Genomic DNA, 15,231 nt, shown 5'->3' on the forward strand with positions numbered 1-15,231 from the left:
TTATTAAAGCGTATTGATTAATTCGTAATTTTTAAATGCAGGGCCTAACGACCATGATTTATTTCCTTTTATGACGATATTTTGGGCGATATATCTGGCTATTTCTGAATCGGTGGAAGAGCGTTGAATCCTGAAGTCGATCACGTTATCTTTTTTGTTGTTTTCAGGCTCTTCACCATCGCTCAACCGCACATAAAGTTTACTGGGCGCTAAACTTTGTTTGTTAAAAGTAACCGAATATTCTTTGCAACTCAGATGATCAGGATTTGTGAAACTGATCCGCTCGTTTTCACCATTGATTGTACTATTTAACCTAAATCCCTCTTCAGTAACTGTTTTTAAAACTGTGGATAATTCGGGCATAGCAAAACCTGACACTACCTGTTTCTCTTTTGCCAGCAACACTTTTTTCATCCCATGATCAACATAGAGATAAATGCCATTGGCATTAAAGGTTTCTGTAGCACCCATTTTAAAGTAAAAGGAAGTTCCTTTTCTGCTAAAAACATATTGCGCATTTTTTAAACGATCTGTGGTATCCGCACCGTTTTTTGCACTCATACTTCCCGTAATCAAGAACTCACTTTTATTTAAGTTGAGCTTACTGTAAACACGCTTTAACAAAGCTACTTTTGCAGTATCTATTTTGTAGGTGGCTACAGAATCTACGACAGCAGACTTCCCTGTAGCTTTAACAAATGAAGTTTTATATTTTGCCCATCCCAGAAAACTGATACTCGCAAGTACCAATACAAGCGCAACAAGACCGGCTTTTTTATTTGCTTTAATCATAATTCATTCTTTTATTAAATACCATTTTTCTTGTAGGAAGATCTACTCTCCTTTATGGTCATGATTCCTCTTTCCGTTTCTTTTTTCACCCTGACCAATGAGCCTTCATCATCATATTCATAGAAGGTAGCAAAGGCATTTTCATCAAGTTCGGCCATGAGTTTAAAGTTCTTATCATCGTATGCATAAGTTTTCATATGGGCTGCTTTTGGATGAATACGGACATCGTCGATGTTAACTATCCCACTGTTGGATTTCATGGTCAACTGCAACTTATTTCCCGAGGTAATGTCTCCGGTGTTGAACTCACCCTCCAACAACTTCCAGCCCTCAACAATTGCTTTGCATGTAAGAGAAACCGTTTTAGAAGACCCATTTTCTCCTTTTATGGCAACCGCAATATTGATACTGCGATTACCTGGATATGCGTCTTTTACCCATGTGCTGATAATATACTTTTCGGCAGGTAAAGGAGCAAAGCCTTTTGGATATAGACCCAGGGTGTCTTTCAGTTTATAGCCTGTAGCATCAGAAGTGAGATAACTTATTGTTTTGTGGCGTAGGCTATGAATATTGGTATTCAACAAAATACCATTTGAATTTAAATTGAGGCAATAATTCCCAGAGTGTGACAGGCTTGAATTGGCTAAAGAAACCATATTGCTACCTGCTGAAGCATTGCGGAATTCACCAACTACAGTTGAATCATTAGCCAATCTAAATTTAGTATCTTCAAAACTGTTTACATAAATCTCCCGATTCATTGCATTAGAAGCAACTGCAGAAGGAAGTTGCCCGTTAAAATCAAAATTTGCTGCACTGTACCGACCTAACGCATCTTTATTCTCCAATTCCTGTCCGTATTTATCATATAATGTCACTGTATTCGCAGTTGCCCATTTGACAGATGGATTTTCAATCCATAATCCATTTTGGTATCTCCACCATGGATTGAAACTGTTTAAATACCCAGCGGTTTTAGTATCCATGCTTTTACTGGCATGGTTAAAAATATCAGCATATTTACGAGTCTCTTGGTATACTTTAGTTTGAGAAGGACGCCAGTTACCAAGGTAACCGTGAAAGTATGGATTTATAATATTAGCGGTAGCCGAAATGGGGGGAGTGCATATATCGATAGGACCACCAGAGAATGAATAGTGTCGATATATAAGAGGATTATCTCGCCAACTAAATAGATCCGTTTTACCTTTTATTTGCGCAGTACTAAATATTCTGTTTATACCGGTTCCGTTTCCATCGACATTTATTAGTTCATTGACTGTATTTCTATAAACCTCGACCCCTCCTTTTCCATTGAAAAAATCAATCTGAAGTTTATGTTTACCGGCTGAAAGAAATATCTCAGGGTATAAATTCCAAGTATAAAAATCGCGAGTTGGCGGAAAATAATAATTGCTATAACCTGCCAAAAAATTATCATCTATTTTCACAAATGCTTGACAGGCTCCTACAGAATAATATCCATCTTGAGGTATAGTTAGGCAAAAATCAAACCCAGTACGTGAATGTGAAATATTTGAAGTAACTACTACGCTGTCAAAAAAGTTCTTATTCTTCCAAAACTCATTTTCTATAAAACCATCAGGACCTTGGGGTTTATTAGTAAATTTGAAATTTGAGCCATTTGGAAACTCTACTCCAACATATACAAAAAATGGAACAGTTTCAATTAGGCCGTTCTCAATTTGAGCATTTTTGTATATAGCCCACTTCTCATCAAACAAATTCGTTGACGTACTGATCACCTTCAAACTGCTCAAGTCGCCATTACCTGCTAATTTAAACTGACTTGCCTCTATCGGATTTTCCATACAAACCAAAGTTGAAGTTGGTGGTTGCAGCATATTCCTATAACCAGACCTGATCACTTTTGCCATTTCAATACTCACAGTCTTAACTTTTCCTTCCCTATCTATCAATCGCTTTGCTCCGGCTGTTTCAATCACCCAATAGTGCCCACCCAAACTAACATCGACCAGCTCATCCCCAGCCATTAAATAACCAGAATATGTGCTGTTTGTAATTACGCCATTGGCTCCTGTATTTAAGTTTTGTAACAGGCCTCCCAATGTCTGATAGGCTGGCCCCATCCCTTTATAAGCCCAATAAGCTGGCAGATTTACAGAATAATAACTCTTCTTAAATTCATTCTGGGTTTTAGTCACTAAAGCTTCTCCGGTTACCCCATCATAAGCTACGTTTTCAACGGCAATAGATGAGCCGTTCTCTGTTTTCACCACTTTACTAATCAGCCCGGTTGTTTGAATTACCTTTACCGCACAAGCCGAGCGAAAGAGTTTGTACTCATTGTTTCCATTTACAGGCCAATGTGGTAAAGGGATAGGAAACCAAAAAGCTGGGATAACATCGAGACCAATGTTAATTGCGTCTCCGCTATTGCTTGTTTCCTGCTCCCTAAAATCTGTGAAAAACTCAATATCTCTACCAATTATCTTATTCTCCACCTGACCCGACGGGCTGATCACTTTAACCCGATTGTTTAAAATCGGCTCTTCTGTGTTTAAACCATCAGCCTTATAAAAATATTCGGTAGACGAGATCTCGGATCCTGATCTGTTATAAATACGATTGGCTTTTGCTTTGCCATGCATATCATTCAATTCAATGCTATAACCTTGCGATAGGATCATCTCCTCCACACTTTGCGTTTTAATCAGCGAATAGGTACTTGACGGCCTTGGGTTATGTCGCTGCATAGGTGAAACCTTTATACGAACAGGAAAGTCTTTTGCTGTATAAAACTCATTAACAATAAAACCTGTATTTGGCGTTTCTTTTCCGATAGGATCAAGGTCACGAACAGTAACTTTACTATAACCAACCGCGGGAGCAGGGTAAAAAGATTCTCCAATTGGCTCTTCCAGCTCAAAGTAGTTATTGATAGCACCCTTTATTTTTTGAATATATGGGATAGGTTGTTTTAGCGCATTCTCATCATTCCCAATAGAAGGTTCATAAGTGGCTACACCGCTACTGATTTTTTTACCATTGTCAATGGTCGTATAATCATAACTTTGACCATAATGCTGTTCCTTACGTAATTTATCACCTGTAAACTCGTCCCAGTTATCTTTTATGATGACATTTTTAACCCGGACCCCACCACCAATTTTAAATCCTGATGTTTTGACAATTTTAGCAAAACTCTTGGTCAGATTTATGGCTGTTGCATACTTCTTTCTATTGGCCTTTTTATAAAAGTTTTCCTTAAGTTCACTTAAATTCCCTGCAGCACTGAAGATTGCTGTTACTGCAGCCTCTAAACCATTAACCCCATCACCCACTTTATTATTATAGCCCGGATAAGCATAACGTGGATATTCGTTTTTTAAACGTTGCCAGGCAGCAAAAAGAATAGGATTTACTTTTACGCCCGCAGCATCAGACTTTTCAAACATGACTTTTGCTACTCCGTTATTCACCGTTACGCAGGATACTTTACAATAAGAAGGGATAAACTCATAATCCATCCCCGAACTCCGCGCATTCTTATTACTGATCTTTACATACGATTTGGTATAAATGTAATCCGATCCGTTTAAATAAGTGCGTTTAAACCATTGGGTTAAATCTGCGTTACACGAACTCAAATTCGTAATTCTTGAAGGGGGAAGCTCATCCAATGCGATTTGTATTCCTTCTGTACCATCTAAAGATTGGCTATTGTTATCCATTGTAAACGGCACCATCACCATTGCCCGCTTATTTTGCACATAAGCGTAATCATCAGCTTCGTAATTCACTTCTATTTTACCGCCTGAAGGCAACTGAATCGATTTAATATGCCATAATGCTGCAGCGGCATCTGCACTGTCTTTAAGCTGGGTACTATAGGGAAATTCTTCATTCGTCAACCCATTCAAATGATTCCCAACGGCCTTGTAAGTTCCCCAGCGATCAGATTTCATGTTGGCATAGCTCACAACCACATTATTGTACTTATTGTTATAAGTAAAACTATAGGGGTGATTGGCTCCTTTTTGGGTCAGTCCATATTCAAACCATACCCTTTTTAAAGTAAGCTTACCTTTTGTTGCCGCATCGGAATTTGGTGTACCTGGACAAAGCTCATAATCATAATCAAACTTCACCACTTTAATTGGTTTAGAGGTATTGAACTTTGAGTATAAACGAATCTCTTTTAAGCGTTTCTGTCGGACACCAGTTTTCATATCTCCATTTAAACCATTTACTCCTATAGCATCCTGACGATCCTCTGTGATAAAATACGCAATCTTAGTTTTCGACTCAATGCTATGCACATAGTAGATTTCTTTTTCACCGTAAACAATACTGCCTTTGTCATCCTCCGGATCCGCCAGCAAACCTCTGTTTAATGCAGCTGTTTTTCTAATCGTTTGGTCATTGAATTTATTGTTGTAAGGTGTTCGCCATTGATAATTCGATATTTTGGAGTAACGAAACCGAATTGCTGTACCCTGATCATCAACGCTGGGGCTGTCTATGTTTTTAGCAGAATGATCTGCTGAGAGAATGCCGGTTAGTAAATAGCTATAAGCATAAGGGGCTTGTGTTTCTTTATGATAATAGTGGTCTATCCCTTTATTTCTCACAATACCGTTTTCACCAATTGCAGCTATTCCGTCTTTACTATCATAACCTTCGCCCATCGCAAAAGAATATTCTTCATGTTTAAGGTTATAAACAGGTAAGCCATAAACGGCCCTTTGTCCGTCACTACCAGTTACTGTGATCTCCGAAATATGGTGTTTTTTCTTTACCGGATCATTTTTCCTGACTATCGAATCGGTTCTTTTAACTGCATGCTTATTCTTTACCTGGAATAATCCAAGTTTATTAAACTCGTAGCTATCAATGGTTTTATTTAGCCCTGCAACTGCAGCTTCATTGGCGGTTAAATAAGAGATTGCCGTACTTTGAACCTGCGGCCGGTCTTTAACAATTTTCTGATTAACAGCCTTGAGGTTGCTACTATAGTTATTTCGGATCAAAAAAGATGAATTTGCAGCATTTCCGGAAGTTGATATGGATAAAAGGGACTGACTATGAAGTTTATTCACATTTAACACCGTATCTTCAATATTCTTCTCGTCTGCTTTTCTGAAATAAACATGCTGTTGCCTTGGATCAGTTTTAGATGCATTTTGAAAATCACCTTTTTCAAGATAACGATTTGAATTACGCCATTTAGATGTTTTGTTACCGGTCTGTTGTTCAAAGTGGCTTATGCCACCATGGGCATAAGCTCCAAAACCGACATCACCGCCAAAAGTTTCCACCGTTGACTTGTCTTCCGCCTTATTATCGAAGAAAATACCTGTTCCACCTCTGTACAATCTAAATTGGCCAGAGCCAGTCTGACTGTTATAAGTAAAAATATCAGGTGTATGAACAGGCAGTGCTAAATTTGGCAATTCCGGAATAACCGGGTTCTCCTTTTCTCTTGTAAAATCCATAACGGCAGCACTATTGTCTTTACCCAGCTCCGCATACAAAAACCCATATCCAGGTTTTTTTTGTATCGGTTTCTCAACCTCACGAATACTTCGATAACCTGTACCGCCAACTCCTCCAAAAATACCAAAAGCCACTCCACCCGCATCAAAACTAAATGATCCGTACTTTGATTTATAGGGTATTTGTATTTTAGGCATTACAGGCTCAGTATTGAAAGACAATGACATACCTGGACTGTTATAGTTACTAAAACTTCCTCCGAAGCTTAAACTCTTTAAACCTGAACGACTATTATACCCCAAAGAAGAAGTGAGGCTGGCAATATTTGTCGTTTTTTCCTTTGAATTTTCCATGATGGAAAGGGATACATTAGGTGAAACATCAACACCGCTTGCCGTATTAGAAAGTACTCCGATCCCTAATCCAGAGGTTAATAAGCCGCTATTAGTTAAGGAAAAAGACATACCGGCATTTGCTCCAATCTCGGCACCAATGCCTGTATAATTATCACTGAAAATCCCAAAGGAAAAAGAACCTCCTATTTTCGCATTACCAAATTTTTCTAATTTGGCAGTAATTCTTCCGCCTACAGTTATTTTCTTTTTTGTATAGTGTTCTGTTTCAATCTCGTCTCCAGCAAAGTCATCGGGAATCCCTCGCAATTGCCTGCTGATAGCACCGACATTTAAATTCCAGCCCAATCCTACCCAGCTTGCCTCGTCGTCCATACCTACCCCCGACTGGTAATTGAGGTTCAACGGATATCCATCCACATCCAGTAAAGGGATATTGTATTTAAAATCTCCGGTACCCAAATCCACCATATCCGTAATTCCCACTGGTTGGAAAGATTGGGATTCTGGTTGCCCCGGACCTGATGTTAGGGCAAAAGCGGTTAAAGGCTGCAACAAATTAATGGTGAGAACGCCAAGCATCATGATGGCTATACGTTTGTTGGTTTTTCTGTTAAATGTACAGTTCATGCTATTTAAAAATCAGTTTGTAGGTTGTAGCATTAATATATTTACTATCGTAAAGCAATTCATTGGGCTCCTTATCATTCGCCTTTCCTGGAAACACGATCAGGTATTCAAAACAGTTTTTAATCCCATTCGGAATTGGGATAACAGTCTCGGGAAATTCCTTTTCCACGCCCCGGATTTTATAAAAACAGCTATCGATCTGATAAGCCATTTGTTCGTTCACTTTCTTATCTACCGACTCTCCATACTTAAGCTCCGGGTAGATCCGCACCTTGTATTCCAGATCTGGCTCAGCTGAAGAACCTTCCTGGCAAGTTGCCTGAATCAATAGGTCTTTATCTTTAATTTCAACTACAGCAACGGATTTGGAACAGGAAATAAAAAATATGGCAACAGCTAGTATTTGTAAATATCTCATTGTACATCTTTAAAAATAAACCTTAAACTTTTCGACATCCCATCAGGCAGCGTGGCCTTTAGGATATAAGAATATCCATCCATAAAAGAAAAATTTGTAGAAAAGTCAAGATTGATCTTGTTCTTTCCTCTTTTAAGTTTAACTTTTGGTAATCGCCTTATTTTTTGCTGAGGATCGGTAACACAAGTAATCGTATACTTTAAAGGTTGCTCATCATAAGAGTTAACCACTGCAAACTTCACCACCCCATGCGCTATATAGAAATTGCCTTTAAACAAATCTTCAATATCCCGATAGCCATTGTCATCTTCTACAGGTGCCTCTTCTTCTTTACAGTCCAGCTTAAACGACCAAACCTCCGACCTGTTGATAACCGTCTGGTCTTTATAAGCCGTTACCTGCCATGCATATTGTTTACCCTCAACAAGATCTTTAGATGATGGTGGGTATAACAACATAGGCGTCATGATTCCTTTTTGTTTTACAATAGGCAGGTTATAGTTTAGCGCCTCAACAGGACTTTGCCTGTCTTTTATTTCGACCATCAACAGTTCGTACATTGTACCAAGAATGGTAGGCATAGATGGTTGCCAGGTTAGTAAAGGTCTTTTTTCGCAGATTTTATCTTCGTTATATGGCTCAATCAAATCCAGTGGTGCCGGAGGTAATACCTCCTGTTCAAAAATCTGTTCAATAATCACTTCTTCTACAACAGAGATCGCTGAAACAACACTGTAATTATACTCGTAATTCCCTTGTGGCAGGTAACCGTTCCTGCGCACATAATTTGCAACAGGGCTATTCCCCATTTGCACACTGGCCGACCGCACTGCTGTTACCGGAACAGGGTTATTACCGGGAACAATGGTAAAAGGCTGAGTAATGATGCTAACTACTTTACCAGATTTTTCTTCCTTAACAGTAACGGAAAGCCTTACTGATCTTTTTTCAGCCGCATTTATGATATTTGCCGTAAGCAGGCCATCCATGCTTCGTCCATAAACTTCGGGGATAAAATGAATACTTACCTGGGCAGATACCTTGCACGTAAAAGCAATACATGCCATTAATATTAAAACTCTATGTAGCATCTTATTTATTTAAAAAATATCTTATAGACAACTCTCCTCTTCCTGTTGCAAACAACTCTGGATAAAGTGGATCGATCAGGTTTTTCCTGAAGTCGAAAAATGCACTGACATCAAAATTTTTGAGCATAGACACTTGTACGTTTTGCCGGATACCGACTTGCTTTGCGATGTTCTGATTATCGAGATAAGTTACCGCTGAAGAAACACTGAAGTTTTTTAACAAGGTATACTGGCACCCCACATCGGCATTGAGCATGTCGCCCAAAATACGAACACCGTTGAGCTCTTTATTGTAGAAAGCATTACCTGATAAAGAGATGTTTTTCATCATCAGATTTTGGGAGTAAACGATGGTCATAAAACCTATTTTGGTTAACAGTGATGGGTTTAGCATTTCTTGCCGGCCAACGGATAAACGGCTAAAACCGTAATGTGTGCCCATTTTGTAATTGGCATTCATATCTACCTGTAACTTTTGCGACGAATAAACTGCATTACTGCCTCCGTCAACCTTGTCCACACCGTTCTCGGCATATTTCAGGCTAAAGTTATATTGCTTTGTTAATTTGATCCTGCTGTCCAATTGCAGGTTGTAGTTTCTCCAGTGTGCTCCGGAAACCGCACTCATTGGTGTATTTTTAATATCTGTACGTGCGTTTAAAACAACTTTGTTTTTTAAAAAGCTCTTTTTCACATTCCCTCCAAGGCGCATTCCCATATTACTATAGCCTTGCTGTCCTGGATTCTGATAGCCTAAGCCTGAATAACTGAAAAAAGTATTTCCGGACAGCCCCATTTTCTTAAGCTCAATGCCATGTTTTAGTCCGATGGAAACGGTCTCTAAAAAATCATCCCTGAAATAGTTCCCCATTTTTAGGTCGTTGTTAAGTACCAGCTTATCGGTCTCGTTTCTGGAAAGGTTTTTATATTGTGTACTGGACTTAGACAACTCCACTGTAAATCGGCCGAAGTTGTTCATGTTCATATCCTGGCTCACCATAAATGCGAGGTTATTTTTGGGCAGGGGATTGAGCTGAGTAAAACCACTTGTAGCCTGTTTATCAAACGAGCCAACCCAGGATAGTTTACCCCTCCCGAAAGCAAAATTGGTAGTCGGAATACTTACATAGGTTAACAATTTAGGGGAATCGTATAATGATGTACTGAAACCGGCATCCTTAGGCATCCCTATATCTTTGTTTAACCCAAAACCTACATTTACCGGCCCTCTGTCAGTTCTGACTACAAAATTGGCTCCTTTCATCAAGAGGTCCTTATTCATAATACCGGGCACACGCTGACCAAAACTACCGGTTTGAAAACCTTTTATTTTGGAATAGAATTTACCCACCTGGCTTTGATTTCCTCCCTGGTTCATTTCGTTTTCAAAAACGGCTTCTAAATCTTTTAAACTTCCTTTGTTGGCAACAAATTTCTGTAGCAGCAAAAGTTGCTGTTGATCCAGTCCATTTTCTTCAATCTTTTGTTTAAGCGAAACGATAACTTCGGTAACTTCCGCTTTCTTTAATTCTACCTGATCCTCTACCTGCTTCTTTTTACTCGCCAGCAAGCTGTCGGCTTTGTAGGTAAGAGACTCCTTATTAGGAACTATACCCACTGTTTTATTGGATATGCTATCTGCTTTTCTTTGCGCAAACCGCTTCTGATCTGACAGGAGGTCACTCACTTTTTCTTTAATCTGGTCTTTGTTTAATTTGAGTAATCCTGCCAGCTGCTCCTTATTGTTCAACAAGGTATTTAAACGCTGAAACCTGGATGGGTCAATAAGTGTGGCAGCGTTCAGCTTACTGGATATATCCTTTTTTAAATAAGAGCCTACATCCATTCCCGACAATTCCATTTTTTGAAACCGCGTTACTTTTTCTATATCGGTTTTGTAAACCTGCGTGAGCTGGGATTTGTCGAGGTTTACCTTAAACAGTGCATCTCGTAAAGGGTCCAAACTAGGGAAATCACTCGAATTGTTTGAAAGATCTATTGCAAAAGGGAACTTAAAAACCTGGACCTGACCATAAAAACTGGTATTATTGAGTAGCGGCTGTTTTTTGAAAGAGCGGTTAATGCCATTGACCATTGTGGAATTTTCAATAGCCAGGTTGGTTAAACTAAATGCTTTATTCTTTTTGATAGAATCAAGAACAGCCTGTTTTTTATTGTTGAGTTCGGCTAGTTTTTTACTTCCAAATGCTTGTGTTGCAGACTTCCTATTCGCAGTATCTGTAAATTTAGAGGTTTGTTCTTTTAGCTTGTTTTTGAAGTCCTGCTTCTTATCCTGAACAATAGATTTGAGCATCTGCTTACCCGCAGAATCAACTGACTTAATTATAGGTTTTTCCTGAGCTGACGAAACATGAGCTAAGATACTTCCTGTAAAAAAAACGGCAAACGCAATACGGCGATTAAAGGAGAAAAGAGCTTGTGTTAATTTCATGTGGAGCAGCATTAAAACTGCTTCTTAAAACATCCACTATCCGACCACGTCTATACAATTTTGAGAAGCGTTTTTAGGTATAAATTTCTAATTTTAATTGAAGGTAAAGTTTAAGAATTAAAAAAGCAAATCTGCGCTACATTTTAATTACTATTTCTCAATTATTTCTGCATATACGCAATAAAAACCGCCCTATTGTATCGTTAATAGGGCGGTTTTTTAACCATGCTTTTTCTTCATGGTCATTTTGGCCTTTTGCCCAATACCGTAATTATAGGTTTTAGAATTACTTTCTTTCTTTTCATGAAATGCACCACCGCCCTTCGGGCCTTCGTCAACCACTTTCTTAACTTTAACGGCAGTAGGTTTAACAGCCTTATCAATCACCAGGTCTTCAGGTAAATCTATCACCTCGATTTTTTTACCCATAGATTGTTCAATCTTCCGCACTTCTGCAAGCTCAAGATCGGTCGCAAAGGTAATGGCCACCACCTCTTCTTCCCCCTCTTTCACTACCCTGCTTAAAAATGTTTCTTTTTCTTCAGGGACTTCAAAATGGAACATGAAATTGATTCCGGAAAGGTCTAAACCTGAGAAACCTTCATTGGCTATGATTAAAACACGGGCCTCTGGTGTTTCTTTAAAATCATCGATATGATCAAAACCTTCTTCGTCAAAAAACAAAGGGTTCAGTACTGAGATTGCTCCTGGTTTTCCTGAATGAAGATTTTTAGACAGTTTTTGTGCCGTTAACCTGGTATTTACAAAAACAACCACCTTATCAAATACCTCATCGTCTCTCAACATCAGGTTCAGCAGGTTCACTTTGGTTTTAAAATTAGGTACCTGGTACAACAAAAGCTCATGAGTTTCAGCTGTACTTTCGCCAAGCTCTTCCACTTCAATCGTAACCGGGAAGTTCATAAACTGATCGATCATCAGGTTCAGCTTATCGTGGACTACCGTAGTAAATATAAGATGTTGCACTTTACCTGCACTTCTGGCAAGTTCGGCCACTGGCAACTGCATGCCCTGTTTTACGATAACTTCGGCATCATCAACAATTAAAGTTTGCAGCCTGTTTAAGTTTAAACCTAGTTTAAGATAAACTGCACGTGCCCTTGTAGGGGTTGCAACTACAATATCGATCCCGTCGAGCAGTTCATTAATCTCTTCTTCCATGCCTCCGGTACCATACAGACCTATAATGCGCAAGTTCCTGTTTTTACTCAACAGCATAAATTCGGCGATCACCGCTTCTACGCGTTCTCCATCAGGTACTAGGATCAATACCTTGGGTGCTTCGTCGGTACTGTATTTTAGCTTCATTAAAACGCCTAGTACGTAAGTAGTAGTTTTACCGCAGCCCTCCGGGCCTACCGCAATAATGTCCTGCCCGCCAATAATGCGTGACATTATTTTTGCCTGAATTTCTTTTGCAGAGATGTATCCGGCATCATTCATTGCGGCTACCAGCGACTTGCTTAGTTTTAATTTATCTAACGACACAGTATCTTTATTTTTTATGTTGCTGCAAATTTACTGATTTTAGTATGGACTAAGGCTTTCTGTAAAAAAAACATATCAAATTGTAGCATTTAATCATAAACCTACGTATTGGCTTCAAAACCAAAGCTATGAATAAAACTATACTAATGCTCCTGTTGCTGGCTGGACTGGCGGGGTGCAAAAAAAACAACACCAAACCAGTTTTTAATGGAACTTACAGCGGCAAGTTTACACATGGGATGGAAAAAAACCGAGCTACTACAGACTCAGAAATTAATTTCAGTGGCAACAGCTACACCTCTACACTGGGCTCAGGTACCTTTACTGTACAAAAAAACAACGTTATTTCGTTCGAGGATAAGAACTTTTACACAACAGAATTTGACTGGAACATGATCCTAAAACAGGATTACACTTATCAAATTAAAGGAGATAGCTTAATTCTAACCAAAAAATTTCCTCAGGTTGCTAAGCCGGGAGAGGTCAAGGTAACGGATTGGCTTTATCAGTACAGATTAAAAAAGAAAAATTGATCCATGGCTGGTCCTATTGGGTTGGTCTTTGTAAAGATGTCGCAGACAACCCCTGATATTGGCGTATTGACACCCGCGTAAATCAGGTAATACAGGCTAAATTTGAATAAGAATTTTAAGTCTAACCATTAAAAACTTACAAAATGATAGCGATTAACCCTTATTTAAACTTTCCCGGAACCAGCGAAGCTGCCTTTAATTTTTACAAATCAACAATTGGTGGAGAGATCACAATGATGATGCGTTTCGGCGATATGCCGGATGACCAGACGCCGGGAGCGGATAAAGACAAGATGTGTCACATCTCTCTACAGCTTCCTAACGGCACTATACTGATGGCCACCGATGCATTAGAATGCCATGGACAAAAACTTGTTTCAGGAAACAATTTCCACCTGTCCCTGGGAGTAGAAAGTAAAGCTGAGGCCGACCGTCTGTTTGCTGATTTATCGGCTAAAGGAACTGTTCAAATGCCTATGGAAAACATGTTCTGGGGAGATTATTTCGGCATGGTTACCGATCAGTTTGGCACCCAGTGGATGATCAGTTACAATTCTGATCAGCAACAGTAAAGCCATTTTTCGGAAACCACCGCAGCGGTAATTTTGCAAAAAGATCAGCACATCCTGCTGGTCTTTTTCTGTATAAAAAGTGTTAACTGCCAGGTTCTGCCTTTCCAGGTTTATTTAAACCTGATGGCCTTTAACGGGCTAATCCGGGTAACCAGCATAGAAGGTACGATCAGCACCACTACACAAATCACAATGGTAGCCACGTTCAGAATCAGTACATCCACAAAGTGAAATTCTATAGGTACGTAGGATAAATAATAAGATGTCTGATCCAGCTTATAGATATGTGTATATTTCTGTAGAAAGCCCAGTCCAAGTCCCAGTACATTTCCCAGTAACAAACCAAAACCAACCAGATAAAGTGCATTGTAAAGAAATATTTTCATTACGCTCCTGTCCGGCATACCAAAAGCTTTCAATATGCCAATCATGTTTGTGCGTTCCAGGATCATAATCAGCAATGCGGTAACCATATTAATTACCCCTACCAGCATCATCAACACCAGTAATACCTTCGTATTCACATCAAGAAGCGACAACCAGGTAAAAATAGCGGGAAAGTAGTCGGCCACAGATTCAGATTTCAGGTTCAACTCCATATCGTTGTAGATCCCGTCCGACACAACTTTTAACTTAGAAAAGTCCTTGATCCTGATTTCTATTCCTCCTACTTCATCTGCTTTCCAGTTGTTTAATCTCCGGATAAGGTTCAGGTCTCCGATTACAAAACCTTTATCTATTTCTTCTACACCGATATCATAAATACCAACTATTTTAAATGGTCTTTTTCGTGGGGGATTCTGAACAAAATACATGATAAAATCATCCCCTACCTTAAGCTTTAATCGATTTGCCGTAAACTGAGAGATCAGGATTTGTCGGGTTGCTTTGGCACTATCAGCAAAGTCAATAACGTTTCCACTCACCAGGTGTTTACGGATATAGTCCCAGTTAAAGCTTTTATCTATGCCCTTGAAATTAATACCTTCTACCTCGTCGTTTGCCGAAATGATAGCCGGTTTAGTGGCATATGGTTGAAAGAATTCTATTTCAGGGTTATTCTTAAGTTTGTTTATAGTCTCCGTACCAGGTACAAAGGGCGTAAGTTCAAAAGAGTTATTGAGGCCGTATTTAAAGATCCTCACATCACCGATATACCCTCTTACTTTTTCCCTTATTTCAGTTTTAAATCCTTTTATGATGGCTACAGAAAGCATCATTACCGCAAGACTGAGCATCACCCCCGCTATAGCGATCCTGACAATCAACTTCGAAAAAGTACGTTCAGATTTTATGGCGATCCGCCCTGCTATGAAATATTCTGTATTCAACCTTTGTGCAATAAATTATTTTGTCTCTTTTTTCAATGTGATTTTGCAGCGTAAAAGTGCAACTTT

The 15,231-nt window shown here is 39.1% G+C and carries 9 protein-coding genes; 2 read left to right on the top strand and 7 right to left on the bottom strand.

Annotation, left to right across the window (positions count from 1 at the left end; translation table 11 throughout):
- Window positions 1-3: 3 nt before the first annotated feature.
- From R2Q84_RS07240 to R2Q84_RS07265, 6 genes are all read right to left on the bottom strand, one after another.
- Window positions 4-792: a hypothetical protein gene (locus R2Q84_RS07240; RefSeq protein ID WP_316815866.1), complete on the bottom strand. Its 789-nt coding sequence runs from the start codon at window positions 790-792 to the stop codon at window positions 4-6.
- Between the two features lie 14 nt (window positions 793-806).
- A complete protein-coding gene (locus R2Q84_RS07245; protein ID WP_316815867.1) occupies window positions 807-7,259 on the bottom strand; it encodes a hypothetical protein in 6,453 nt (2,150 codons plus the stop codon).
- A 1-nt stretch (window position 7,260) separates the two neighbouring features.
- Window positions 7,261-7,677, bottom strand: a complete 417-nt coding sequence (locus R2Q84_RS07250) for a hypothetical protein (protein WP_316815868.1) — start codon at window positions 7,675-7,677, stop codon at window positions 7,261-7,263.
- Window positions 7,674-8,768, bottom strand: coding sequence for a DUF928 domain-containing protein (locus R2Q84_RS07255; RefSeq protein ID WP_316815869.1), 1,095 nt, complete (start codon window positions 8,766-8,768; stop codon window positions 7,674-7,676). The genes R2Q84_RS07250 and R2Q84_RS07255 overlap by 4 nt, the downstream gene beginning before the upstream one ends.
- A gap of 1 nt (window position 8,769) precedes the next feature.
- Window positions 8,770-11,220, bottom strand: a complete 2,451-nt coding sequence (locus tag R2Q84_RS07260; protein WP_316815870.1) for a hypothetical protein — start codon at window positions 11,218-11,220, stop codon at window positions 8,770-8,772.
- A gap of 219 nt (window positions 11,221-11,439) precedes the next feature.
- Window positions 11,440-12,729 (bottom strand): DEAD/DEAH box helicase, encoded by a 1,290-nt coding sequence (locus tag R2Q84_RS07265; protein WP_316815871.1) that lies wholly within the window; start codon window positions 12,727-12,729, stop codon window positions 11,440-11,442.
- Between the two features lie 128 nt (window positions 12,730-12,857).
- On the opposite strand from R2Q84_RS07265, the gene R2Q84_RS07270 reads away from it, so the two are divergent.
- Together R2Q84_RS07270 and R2Q84_RS07275 are read left to right on the top strand one after the other, a co-directional pair.
- On the top strand, window positions 12,858-13,262 hold the full coding sequence (locus R2Q84_RS07270; RefSeq protein ID WP_316815872.1) for a hypothetical protein: 405 nt from the start codon (window positions 12,858-12,860) through the stop codon (window positions 13,260-13,262).
- A gap of 143 nt (window positions 13,263-13,405) precedes the next feature.
- A complete protein-coding gene (locus tag R2Q84_RS07275; RefSeq protein WP_316815873.1) occupies window positions 13,406-13,834 on the top strand; it encodes a VOC family protein in 429 nt (142 codons plus the stop codon).
- 110 nt (window positions 13,835-13,944) lie between these two features.
- Here R2Q84_RS07275 and R2Q84_RS07280 read toward each other — a convergent pair whose 3' ends face one another.
- A complete protein-coding gene (locus R2Q84_RS07280; RefSeq protein ID WP_316815874.1) occupies window positions 13,945-15,165 on the bottom strand; it encodes an ABC transporter permease in 1,221 nt (406 codons plus the stop codon).
- Window positions 15,166-15,231 lie beyond the last annotated feature (66 nt).

The sequence above is a fragment of the Pedobacter nyackensis genome, assembly GCF_032678475.1.
GTDB classification, from domain to species: Bacteria; Bacteroidota; Bacteroidia; order Sphingobacteriales; family Sphingobacteriaceae; genus Pedobacter; species Pedobacter nyackensis_A.

What these genes read in the sequence shown, in the direction of transcription:
- R2Q84_RS07260 (WP_316815870.1), bottom strand. Translation starts at nt 11,220, where the DNA reads ATGAAATTAACACAAGCTCTTTTCTCCTTTAATCGCCGTATTGCGTTT.
- R2Q84_RS07275 (WP_316815873.1), top strand. Translation starts at nt 13,406, where the DNA reads ATGATAGCGATTAACCCTTATTTAAACTTTCCCGGAACCAGCGAAGCT.
- R2Q84_RS07245 (WP_316815867.1), bottom strand. Translation starts at nt 7,259, where the DNA reads ATGAACTGTACATTTAACAGAAAAACCAACAAACGTATAGCCATCATG.
- R2Q84_RS07270 (WP_316815872.1), top strand. Translation starts at nt 12,858, where the DNA reads ATGAATAAAACTATACTAATGCTCCTGTTGCTGGCTGGACTGGCGGGG.
- R2Q84_RS07250 (WP_316815868.1), bottom strand. Translation starts at nt 7,677, where the DNA reads ATGAGATATTTACAAATACTAGCTGTTGCCATATTTTTTATTTCCTGT.
- R2Q84_RS07255 (WP_316815869.1), bottom strand. Translation starts at nt 8,768, where the DNA reads ATGCTACATAGAGTTTTAATATTAATGGCATGTATTGCTTTTACGTGC.
- R2Q84_RS07240 (WP_316815866.1), bottom strand. Translation starts at nt 792, where the DNA reads ATGATTAAAGCAAATAAAAAAGCCGGTCTTGTTGCGCTTGTATTGGTA.